The sequence below is a fragment of the Albidovulum sp. genome, assembly GCF_008933605.1.
Classification (GTDB): domain Bacteria; phylum Pseudomonadota; class Alphaproteobacteria; order Rhodobacterales; family Rhodobacteraceae; genus Albidovulum.
Window position 1 is genome coordinate 1 of record NZ_WBUS01000120.1, and the last position, 9,447, is coordinate 9,447.

Below are 9,447 nucleotides of genomic sequence, written 5' to 3' on the forward strand. Positions count from 1 at the left end.
CAACAGCCCTGCCGGGCGACCCCGACGATTTCTCGCGCGCGGCGGACGAGTTGTCGCACCTGCACCGGGTGCCCCTTGCCGAGGCGCGGCGGCTCAACCTGCCCTCATCACCGAAGTCGTCCTCGGCGAGGTCGGCGCCCTTCTCGCCCGAGGCGGCGAGCCCGAGTCGGTACCCTTCTTCGACAACTCGGGGCCCGAGCCGCTCTTCCGCCGGCTGGTGTGATCGCGGCACCGGCTCAGCCGAAGCCCGTGACGATGGCCACGACCGAGAGGATGACCAGGGCGATTCCGGCAGCCTCGCGCAGATGGAGCCGTTCGCGGAAGACCAGCGCGGAGGCCATGAGGGTGAAGACGATCTCCACCTGGCCGAGCGCGCGGACGTAAGCGGCATTCTGGAGCGCGAAGGCAGCGAACCAGCCGAGCGAGCCGAGGCTGCCGGTCACGCCGACCAGCGCGGTCCGCCGCCAGCGCGCGAGGACGCGCCCGATCTCGCCGGGCTCGCGCCAGCGCAGCCAGGCGGCCATGAGCACGGTCTGGATCACCGTCGCCGCGGCGAGGGCGAGGAGCGCGCGCAAGAAGAACGGCAGCGGCTGAAGCGCGAGCGTCGCGCCGCGGTAGCCGATGGCGGAGAGGCCGAAGAGCGCCCCCGCCAGCACGCCGTAGAGTGCCGCGCGGCCGACGACGCGCGCCCCCGCCACGGGCGCCTTCGAGAGGAGGAGGACGCCGGCGAAGCCCGTCAGGATCGCCGCCCAGCCGAACGCGCTCACCCGCTCGCCGAGCATCAGGGCGGAGAAGGCGGCGACCTGCACCGTCTCGGTCTTGGTGAAGGCCACGCCGACGGCGAAGTTGCGAAGCGCGAAGAGCGCGACGGTGAGGAAGGTGGCGACGATCTGGCAGAGGGCCCCCAGCGTCACATAGGCCCAGAAACCCGGGCTCGGCTCGGGCGGCGCGGCGCGGGTCAGCAGAAGCCCCGCCGCGGCGAGGCCGCAGGCGATCGGCGCCGCGAAGAGGAAGCGGGAGAAGGTCGCCCCGCCGGTCGAGAGCCCCGCGCCCCTGAGCTGCTTTTGCAGCATGAAGCGCACGGTCTGCAGCGCCGCCGCCGCCAGCGTGAAGAGGACCCAGAGGCTCATGCGCCCCTTCTGTCACGGGCAGCGACGAAGCGGAAGCTCAGTTGCCCGGCCGGAGCGGATGCGGCACCGGATCCTTCGCCCGGAAGAAGTAGCGGCGGAAGATCTCGCCGTAGGAGCGGTAGCGATAGCCGTGATTGCGGGCGAGGAACGCCTCACGCTCGGCGGCGTAGAGTGCGGGCAGGCGATACCAGGCGACGCGCGGCTTCGTGTGGTGCACGATGTGCAGGTTGTTGTTGAGGAAGAGAAAGCCGAGCACGCCGCCCTGTTCCACCACCACCGTCCTGCCCGGCGCCTCTTCATGTGCGCGGTGCTCGAGGAAGGTGCGGATCTTCAGCAGCGACATCCCGAGATAGGCCGAGAGGACGTAGGCCCAGAGCGGGATCGGCGCGACCGCGATCCAGAGCCCCACGAGGACGAGCCCCGCGAGATGCAGCGCCCAGTCACGGGCGATCTGCCGGTCGCCCTGCCGGATCGCGCGAGCGTCGTCGCGCAGGACCGCGACGATGGAGAGCGCGGGGCCGATCGCCATGCGCCCGAGAAGCGTATTGTTGAGCCGCAGCAGCCGCTTCCGCCAGCGCGGCAGTCCCGTCCAGACCTTGGGATCGAGGAAGTTCGACTCCGGGTCGTCATAGGGATCGGTCAGCCGTTCGTCGCGGTGATGCGCGAGGTGCAGGTCGCGGAACCGGCCATAGGGAAAGAAGAGCCCGACCGGAAGGAAGACGAGCGCCTCGTTCAGCCCGCGGGAGCGGAACGGGTGGCCATGCAGCACCTCGTGCTGGATCGAGGAATGAAGCGTAACGGCCAGCGCCAGGAGCGCGACGCCGAGGGGCAGCCATAGCGCCGCCGTCCAGGTCGTGGCCGCCGCCCAGAGCGCGTAGCAGGCGGCGATGAGGAGGAGCGTCGGCCATTCGACCGTCTCGGCGATCCTAGCCATGCGACCGCTCCCCCCGGCCCCAGCGCACCTGCGCCCAGAGCCGTTCGTAGCCGACATAGGCCACGAAGCCGATCGCGGTGTTGGCGACCGCCATCGCGCCGCCCAGCGCCACCGATCCCGTCATCGCGAGCCCGACGAGGCTCATCGTCAGGAGGCCGAGGAGGTTCCACAGAACCGCCTTCAGCAACGTCCGCCATCGTGTATCCATTTCCGCACCTTCCCCCGAACCCCAGTGAACGCGGCCGCGCAGGAATTGCGAATTCCGAATATGATTAACATTTCTCAGCAAATGTGTATTTTCTAACCATATGAAAGGTATTGTGGACAAACGCGACCGCGCCGGCCTCTTCCGCGACCGGCTGGCGCGCGCGATGGCCGAAAAGGGCGTGACGCAGAGCGGGCTCGCGCGCGACGTTGGCGTGGACCGCTCGACCGTATCGCAACTCTTGTCCGGCGAGGGGGCGCGGCTGCCGAATGCGCAGCTCGTGGCGGAATGCGCCGCGGCGCTCGGCGTTTCCGCCGACTGGCTGCTCGGCCTGACGGAAAGGCCGGAGCGGCTGGCGGACCTCCTCGCCACCTCGCTCACGATGACCGAGGCGCCGCGCGCGCTCATCGACGAGACGATCTTCGGCTGGCACCAGGAAGCGGCGGGGTACAAGATCCGCCATGTGCCGGCGACGCTTCCCGACATGCTTAAGACCCGCGCCATGCTGCGCTGGGAATACGAGCCGCAGCTCGGCCGGACCGCCGAACAGGCGATCGGCGCGTCGGAAGACCGTCTCGCCTGGATGGCGCGGTCGGGCTCCGACTACGAGATGGCGGTGGCGATCCACGAACTCGAAGCCTTCGCCCGGGCCGAGGGTTACTATCGTGGCCTACCCGCGGCGATCCGGGCCGAGCAGATCGCCCGATTGAGGAACCTCTATGGCGAGCTCTACCCCGGCCTGCGCATCTACCTCTTCGACGCCCGGCGCGTCTTCTCGGCGCCGGTCACGGTCTTCGGACCCCTCCTCGCGGTCCTCTACCTCGGACGGCACTACATCGCCTTCCGAGACAGCGCACGGGTGGCCAGCTTCGCCCAGCACTTCGACTGGCTCGTGCGCGAGGCGGAAATCGGCGCGCGGGACTTCCCGGCATTGCTCGATCGGCTCGCGGCCGAACAGGGGCTCTGAGCGTCCGGCACCCGGCCGGGTTGCCATTCCCGTGGGCGTCAAGCAGATTCGCGGTACGGCGCCCGGAAAGGAATGGCTCGCATGTACATCCCGCCCCACTTTCAGGAACTCGACGCGGCCGAGATCGCCGCGATCATGGAGGCGGCCCCGCTCGCCTGCATTGTTGCCGCGACGCCCGAAGGGCTCATCGCCAACCACATCCCGCTTCTCGCCGGGCGCGACGGCGCGCTCATCGGGCATGTGGCCCTGGCAAACGACATGCACAGGCTGATTGCGGGCGGGCAGGAGGTGCTGGCAGTCTTCCGGGGCGAGGATGCCTATGTCTCGCCGAACTTCTACCCCTCCAAACCGGAGCACCACCGCCATGTGCCGACCTGGAATTACCAGGCCGTCCATGTCTACGGCACGATCTCCTTTCAGCACGACGACCATGCGAAGCGCGCTGCGGTGGGTCTTCTGACGCGCCTCCACGAGCGGCGGGTGAATGGCGAAGCGGCGTGGCGGATGGCCGACGCCCCAGCCGACTACATGGAGACGATGCTCGCCAGCATCGTCGCCTTCCGGGTCGACGTCCGCCGGACACTGGCCAAGTCGAAGCTCAGCCAGAACCGCGACGAGCGCGACCACCAGGGGGCGGTGGAGGGGCTGAGGGCGACCGGCCACGGCGGGATGGCGGGGCGCATGGCGCGCCGCCGGACCGGACCGACCTGACGGCGGGGGTCAGATCGCCCGCAGCCCGGCCGGATCGTATCCGTTGAACTGGAGCACGCGCCGCGCCGCTTCCATCAGGTCCGGCCGGACCCTGGGTGTGCGCGACAGCACCCGCGCGAAGCGTCCCGAGGGCGTGCCGACGACCGCGACGCGGTAGTCCGCATCGACCCAGAGCACCCAGAGCTCCTCGTCCCCCCGGGTGATCCTGCCGGGACCCGTCACCCGCGCCTCGGCCGCGAAGGCGCGCGCACCGCGCGGGCCGCAGGCCGTGCCGGTGACGCGATAGGCCGCCGCTCCGGTCAGCACCCAGGTCTCGGCGAGCGGCCCGCAGCGCGCCTCGTCGCCATAGGTCGCGGCCACGTGCCAGACGTCGGCGAAACGGCGCGCGTCAAAGCTCGCGTTCGAGGAGATCGGCGCCTCGGTATTGCGCAGGCCGACCTCCTCGGGGGCCGGGCTGCAGGCGGCCAGGGTGGCCATCAGTGCCAGCGAGGGCAGAGGACGCATCGGCAGGGCTCCGGTTCAGGGCCCTTCCACACTCATCGCTGGGCTTTCGGGATGCAAGCGTCGGCTTGTGCGGCGCCGCTTGTCCGAATACGAAACTCTTGATGAAACACGAACGGACCATCTTCGCGCCGGACGCGGCGCCGCTCGCGGTCGGCATCCTCGTCATGGCCGACACCAACGCGCTCTCGCTCGCGGCCTCGGTCGATCCGATGCGCGCGGCCAACCGGCGGGCGGGGCGGGCACTCTTTACCTGGCGGTTCCACTCGGCCTCGGGCGCCTCCGTTCCGCTCACCGCCGGATTCGACGTGGCGGCGGAGCCGCTGGACGACCGGGCGGAGATGGACGTGCTGATGATCGTGGCCGGTTTCCGGCTGATCGAACAGGCGACGCCGGCGCTCCTCGCCCGCCTCCGCCGGCTCGCGCCGCGGCTGCGCGCCATGGTGGGGATCGACGGCGGCAGCTGGTTCCTCGCCCTCGCCGGTCTTCTCGACGGTCGCGCGGCGACGGTGCACTGGGAAGACCTCGAGACCTTCGCCGACCGCTTCCCCCGCGTCGACGTGCGGCGGGACCGCTACGTCGTCTCGGGGCCGATGGTGACCACAGGGGGCGCGGCGCCCTGTCTCGACATGATGCTCGACCTGATCCGGGCACGGCACGGCGCGGAACTGGCGCTGCGCGTCGCGGGCGCCTTCCTCTACGAACCCGTCCACGGGCCGGCGGTGCCGCAGCAGGCCGTGCCCGCGGCGCGCCTCGCCCGCGCGGACCCCGCGCTCGGCGCGGCCATCGCGATCATGGAACGCGCGGTCGAGGACCCGCCCGCAGTGGCGGAGATCGCGCGACGGGTCGGACTCTCGCCACGGCGGCTCGAGATGCTCTTTGCCGATCACCTCGGCACCAGTCCGGGCCGCTTCTTCCGCGACCTCAGGCTCGACGAGGCCCGGCGGATGGTGACCGACACCCGCCTGCCGCTGCAGGAGATCGCCCTGCGCACGGGCTTCGCCGGCCAGGCCGCCTTCGCCCGGGCCTTCCGCGCCCGTTTCGCGAGGACGGCCTCGGCGCTCCGGCGCGGTCAGTAGGGCATCGGATGTGCCCGGTGCGCCGCCGCGATGGCGGTCATGACATCTTCGGGCAACCTCAGGTCGGCCGCCTTCAGCACGTTTTCAAGCTGCGGCAGCGTCGTGGCGCCGATGATCGGCACCACGGGAAAGGGCCGCGTCAGGGTCCAGGCCACCGCCATCTGCGCGGAGTCCAGGCCTGCCTTGGCCGCGATGTCGAGATAGGCGGCGACCGCCCCCCAGACCCGTGGGGTGATCCGGCCGCCGAGTCCCGGATTGGCCGCGCGCCGCGATCCCGGCGGGATGACATCGCCCTGATACTTTCCGGTCAGGAGCCCCGCCGCAAGCGGCGAGAAGGCCATGAGGGCGATCCCCTCGTTGTGGCCGAGCTCCGCAAGGTCCGTGTCGTAATGGCGGCAGAGCAGCGAGTACTCGTTCTGCAGCGAGACGGGCCGCGGTCGGTGCCCGGCCTCGGCCAGGCCGATCCACTGCGCCATGCCCCAGGCGCTTTCGTTCGACAGCCCGAAGGCGCCGATCTTGCCCTCGGCCTTCAGCGCGGCGAGCGTCTCCAGGCACTCCACCATGTTGGCGCGGATCGCCGCAGGGTCCTGCCCGCGCGGGTCGAAGGACCAGTTCTGGCGGAACATGTAGCTGCCGCGGTTCGGCCAGTGGAACTGGTAGAGGTCCACATGGTCGGTCCGGAGCCGCCGGAGCGAGCCTTCGAGCGCCCTGCGGATCGACGCCGCGTCGATGACCTCGCCAGGCTCGCGCGCAACGGACCCTTCGCCCGCGATCTTCGTGGCGATCACCCAGTCGGCGCGACGGCCGCCCCGCGCGACCCACCTGCCGATGATCTCCTCCGTCCGGCCGACGGTTTCCCGGCGCACCGGGTTGGTCGGATACATCTCCGCGGTGTCGATGAAGTTCACGCCGGCCGCGCGGGCCATGTCGATCTGCGCATGGGCTTCGGCCTCGGGCGTCTGATTGCCCCAGGTCATCGTGCCGAGGCACAGCGCGGATACCGCCGGGCCACCGGCGCCGAGAACCACCTGCCGCATGTCGACCTCCTCGCTTCCGCGCCCCAGACTATGGGGCGGAGGGACGAAGGCAAGTGCCGGCGTCCGCCGCGTTCACGCGGATATGAAGGCCGGTCGTGCGGGAGGGGCGAAAGTCTCGTACCGCCGCATCAAGACCGGAATTGAGAACATATCGGGAACATCGTAATCTTCCGGCCATGACGACTAATGACCTCGCCCGGCTGATCCGGCAGAGCGACGGGCCGGCGCGCGGCGCCCTGCCCTTCCTCGGCGCGCTCTCGCTCGCCCGGGCGCGGGTGCATGAATTCTGCGGCCCCGCCCGGCGGACGCTCGCGCTCATGGCGGCAAGGGCGACAAAGGGGCCGGTCCTCTGGATCCGTCCCGGCTGGATGCCGGAGCGGCTCTTTCCCGAAGGCGTGGTCGCCTTCATCGAGCCCGGCCGGCTGCTCTTCGCCACCCCGCGCCGGCCCGAGGACCTCCTGTGGTGCGTCGAGGAGGCGCTCAGATGCGCGGCGACGCCGCTCGTCGTCGCCGAACTGCCCGAACCGCCCCGGCTGACCCCGGTGCGCCGGCTCCAGCTCGCGGCCGAGACCGGCGCGCGCGAGGGGCATCAGGTGCCGACGGGGCTGGTCCTGACGCCCGGCGACGGCGGCGCGCAGGGCGTGGAGAGCCGCTGGCGCCTCGCGCCCCGCCATCGCGCCGGGCAGAGCGGATGGCAGCTCGACCTTCTCAGGTCGCGGAACGGGCCGCCGGCATGCTGGAGCCTGCGCGCCAGCGCCGGAATGGAGGCGGAACCCCGCGCAGAGAAGGCAGGAGGAGACGGGCGACGGGCCGGCTTCACCCTCGCGCAGCTACCCGCCGCGGCGGAAACCGGCCCCGACCGGACCGATGGACGTGATGCGGGGGCGCGGCAGGAGCGCTAGAATGCCCCTCGACAACCGCCGCCGACCGCAAGGAACGCCCATGCGCCGCCGCCTCGTCCTGGCGTTCATCCTGGCCCTCGGGATCGCCCGCCCCGCGGCCGCCGCGCCCGTCGCCTATGCCTACGACCCCGAAGGCTCTGCCGTCACCGCCGAGGCCGACTATGGCCGGACCGTGGTCCGCGCCCGCCTGCCCGTAGCCGAGGCGGACCTTGCCATCGACTTCGAACGGGTCGCCAACAGCCGGTTCGCGGTGGTGCTGCGCGCCGACCGCGCCCGCTCCAACATCCCCTTCGCGGCGCGCGCGATCATGGGCGAAAGCGTGCTCGACGCGGCCAACCATCCCCAGATCCGCTTTGAAAACACGCGCGTGGCCAGCGCCGGCGAGGGCCGTGTCACCGTCACCGGGCAGGCGACGCTCCGCGGAGTCACGCGCGAGGTGACGCTCGATGCCGTGATCTACCGGCCGCCGGGCAGCGACCCGGGCGTGCGCGACGATCTGACGGTCCTGATCACCGGCACGATCAGCCGCGCGGCCTTCGGCGCATCGGGCCATGCCGGGAGCGTCGGCGATGCCGTGCGGCTCAGGATCCTCCTCCACGTCCTCCGCGCCGGCTGAGGGCACCGGACTGCGGCGGACGCGGCCCGCGGCCGCGAAACCGCGGGGAAATCGTCCGCGCGCGGCGATTGGCTCTGGGCAAACGCGCGCCCGGGCGACATGGTGGCCGGAGAAAAAGCCCGGACCGATGCGCCTCCTCCTCTCCTTCGCGGCCCTCTTCCTCTCGATCATCTTCCTCCAGCTCGGGACCGGCGGGGTGGCGCCGCTCGATGCGCTCTCCGGCGTGGCGCTGGGGTTCTCCAAGGCCGAGATCGGGCTCCTGGGCTCGGCGCATTTCTTCGGCTTCTTCATCGGCTGCTGGTGGGCGCCGCGGCTCGTGGGCACGGTCGGCCATTCGCGCGCCTTCGCGGCCTTCACCGCCGCCGGAACGATCGGGATCATCGCCCACATGATGATGGTCGATCCCGTCGCCTGGGCGGCCTTGCGCACCCTCTCGGGCCTTTGCGTCGCCGGCTGCTACACGGTGATCGAGGCCTGGCTTCAGGACCGCGCCACCAACGAGGTGCGCGGCCGCGCCATGGGGCTCTACCGGATCGTCGACACGCTCGGCTCGCTCGGCGCGCAACTCGTCATCGGCGTGCTCGCGCCCGCGGCCTACTTCTCCTACAACCTCCTCGCCATCCTCTGCTGTGCCGCCCTCCTGCCCGTGACCGTCAGCCGGGCCGAACAGCCCGCGATGCCGCCCGCGCCGCGGCTCCGGCCCGGCCTCGCCTGGGCGCGCTCGCCGCTCGCCTCGATGGGTGTCGTCGTGTCGGGGATCACCACGGCCGCCTTCCGCATGGTGGGCCCGATCTACGGCATCGAGGTCGGGCTCTCCGCCGACCGGATCGCGCTCTTCCTCGCCGCCTTCGTCATCGGCGGTGCGGTGGTGCAGCTCCCGGTCGGATGGCTCGCCGACCGTTTCGACCGGCGCCATGTCCTCATCGGCACCTCGGTCGCCGCCGCGGCGACCTGCGCGCTGACCGTCGCGGTCTCGGGTCTCGGCACGGTGGCGGTCTTCGCCGCCGCGGCGGCCTTCGGCGCGGCCACGCTGCCGGTCTATTCGATCTCGACGGCCCATGCCCACGACTTCGCCGAGAGCAGCGAGAGGGTGGAGCTTTCGGCCGCGCTCATGTTCCTCTACGCCGTGGGGGCCATCGCCTCGCCGCTCCTGGCTTCGGCGCTGATCGAGGCCTACGGGCCCTCGGCCATGTTCGCCTTCATCGCCCTCGCGCATGTGGCGCTCGTGGCCTTCGGGCTCGTCCGGATGCGCGCGCGGCCGGCCCCCGCCGATCGCACGCCCTATGTCTACACGCCACGCACGTCGTTCCTGATCGGACGGCTGCTGCGCCGGCCGCGCGGGGGCGACCGCTAGCCGCGCGTCCC

10 protein-coding genes and 2 pseudogenes are annotated in these 9,447 nt (G+C 71.3%); 7 read left to right on the forward strand and 5 right to left on the reverse strand.

Annotation, left to right across the window (positions count from 1 at the left end; all coding sequences use genetic code 11):
* Nucleotides 1-223, forward strand: a pseudogene (locus F9K34_RS14120) (DNA mismatch repair protein MutT); the annotation flags it as partial.
* A 13-nt stretch (nt 224-236) separates the two neighbouring features.
* On the opposite strand, the gene F9K34_RS14125 reads toward F9K34_RS14120, so the two are convergent.
* The 3 genes from F9K34_RS14125 to F9K34_RS14135 are packed head-to-tail and all read right to left on the reverse strand — an operon-like array spanning nt 237 to nt 2,272.
* A complete protein-coding gene (locus F9K34_RS14125; RefSeq protein WP_291337611.1) occupies nt 237-1,130 on the reverse strand; it encodes a DMT family transporter in 894 nt (297 codons plus the stop codon).
* Nucleotides 1,131-1,167: 37 nt separating this feature from the next.
* The gene (locus F9K34_RS14130) at nt 1,168-2,064 is read right to left on the reverse strand and encodes a fatty acid desaturase (RefSeq protein ID WP_291337612.1); all 897 of its coding nucleotides are present in this window, start codon (nt 2,062-2,064) and stop codon (nt 1,168-1,170) included.
* Complete coding sequence (locus F9K34_RS14135) at nt 2,057-2,272, reverse strand: DUF2061 domain-containing protein (protein ID WP_291337613.1); 216 nt, start codon at nt 2,270-2,272, stop codon at nt 2,057-2,059. The genes F9K34_RS14130 and F9K34_RS14135 overlap by 8 nt, the downstream gene beginning before the upstream one ends.
* A 100-nt stretch (nt 2,273-2,372) precedes the next feature.
* Here F9K34_RS14135 and F9K34_RS14140 point away from each other — a divergent pair, with 100 nt between their 5' ends.
* Both F9K34_RS14140 and F9K34_RS14145 read left to right on the forward strand, forming a co-directional pair.
* The gene (locus tag F9K34_RS14140) at nt 2,373-3,236 is read left to right on the forward strand and encodes a helix-turn-helix domain-containing protein (protein WP_291337614.1); all 864 of its coding nucleotides are present in this window, start codon (nt 2,373-2,375) and stop codon (nt 3,234-3,236) included.
* An 81-nt stretch (nt 3,237-3,317) separates the two neighbouring features.
* Nucleotides 3,318-3,947 carry an FMN-binding negative transcriptional regulator gene (locus F9K34_RS14145; protein WP_291337615.1) on the forward strand — a complete coding sequence of 210 codons (630 nt, stop codon included), beginning with the start codon at nt 3,318-3,320 and terminating at the stop codon, nt 3,945-3,947.
* A 9-nt stretch (nt 3,948-3,956) separates the two neighbouring features.
* On the opposite strand, the gene F9K34_RS14150 is transcribed toward F9K34_RS14145, so the two are convergent.
* Nucleotides 3,957-4,451, reverse strand: coding sequence for a lipocalin family protein (locus F9K34_RS14150; protein WP_291337616.1), 495 nt, complete (start codon nt 4,449-4,451; stop codon nt 3,957-3,959).
* Between the two features lie 101 nt (nt 4,452-4,552).
* Between F9K34_RS14150 and F9K34_RS14155 the strand changes: the two genes are divergently transcribed.
* Nucleotides 4,553-5,527, forward strand: coding sequence for a GlxA family transcriptional regulator (locus F9K34_RS14155; protein WP_291337617.1), 975 nt, complete (start codon nt 4,553-4,555; stop codon nt 5,525-5,527).
* Here F9K34_RS14155 and F9K34_RS14160 read toward each other — a convergent pair.
* Nucleotides 5,521-6,564 (reverse strand): aldo/keto reductase, encoded by a 1,044-nt coding sequence (locus tag F9K34_RS14160; protein WP_291337618.1) that lies wholly within the window; start codon nt 6,562-6,564, stop codon nt 5,521-5,523. The genes F9K34_RS14155 and F9K34_RS14160 overlap by 7 nt on opposite strands.
* Nucleotides 6,565-6,740: 176 nt before the next feature.
* Between F9K34_RS14160 and F9K34_RS14165 the strand changes: the two are divergent.
* From F9K34_RS14165 to F9K34_RS14175, 3 genes and pseudogenes are all read left to right on the forward strand, one after another.
* Nucleotides 6,741-7,346 (forward strand): annotated as a pseudogene (locus F9K34_RS14165) (ImuA family protein); the annotation flags it as partial.
* Between the two features lie 160 nt (nt 7,347-7,506).
* Nucleotides 7,507-8,082 carry a YceI family protein gene (locus F9K34_RS14170; RefSeq protein ID WP_291337620.1) on the forward strand — a complete coding sequence of 192 codons (576 nt, stop codon included), beginning with the start codon at nt 7,507-7,509 and terminating at the stop codon, nt 8,080-8,082.
* 127 nt (nt 8,083-8,209) lie between these two features.
* Entirely contained in the window at nt 8,210-9,436 is a 1,227-nt protein-coding gene (locus F9K34_RS14175; protein WP_291337621.1) for an MFS transporter, read from the forward strand.
* Nucleotides 9,437-9,447: the final 11 nt, after the last annotated feature.

Coding starts and splice junctions, on each gene's coding strand:
- F9K34_RS14125 (WP_291337611.1), bottom strand. CDS start 1,130: ATGAGCCTCTGGGTCCTCTTCACGCTGGCGGCGGCGGCGCTGCAGACC.
- F9K34_RS14130 (WP_291337612.1), bottom strand. CDS start 2,064: ATGGCTAGGATCGCCGAGACGGTCGAATGGCCGACGCTCCTCCTCATC.
- F9K34_RS14135 (WP_291337613.1), bottom strand. CDS start 2,272: ATGGATACACGATGGCGGACGTTGCTGAAGGCGGTTCTGTGGAACCTC.
- F9K34_RS14140 (WP_291337614.1), top strand. CDS start 2,373: ATGAAAGGTATTGTGGACAAACGCGACCGCGCCGGCCTCTTCCGCGAC.
- F9K34_RS14145 (WP_291337615.1), top strand. CDS start 3,318: ATGTACATCCCGCCCCACTTTCAGGAACTCGACGCGGCCGAGATCGCC.
- F9K34_RS14150 (WP_291337616.1), bottom strand. CDS start 4,451: ATGCGTCCTCTGCCCTCGCTGGCACTGATGGCCACCCTGGCCGCCTGC.
- F9K34_RS14155 (WP_291337617.1), top strand. CDS start 4,553: ATGAAACACGAACGGACCATCTTCGCGCCGGACGCGGCGCCGCTCGCG.
- F9K34_RS14160 (WP_291337618.1), bottom strand. CDS start 6,564: ATGCGGCAGGTGGTTCTCGGCGCCGGTGGCCCGGCGGTATCCGCGCTG.
- F9K34_RS14170 (WP_291337620.1), top strand. CDS start 7,507: ATGCGCCGCCGCCTCGTCCTGGCGTTCATCCTGGCCCTCGGGATCGCC.
- F9K34_RS14175 (WP_291337621.1), top strand. CDS start 8,210: ATGCGCCTCCTCCTCTCCTTCGCGGCCCTCTTCCTCTCGATCATCTTC.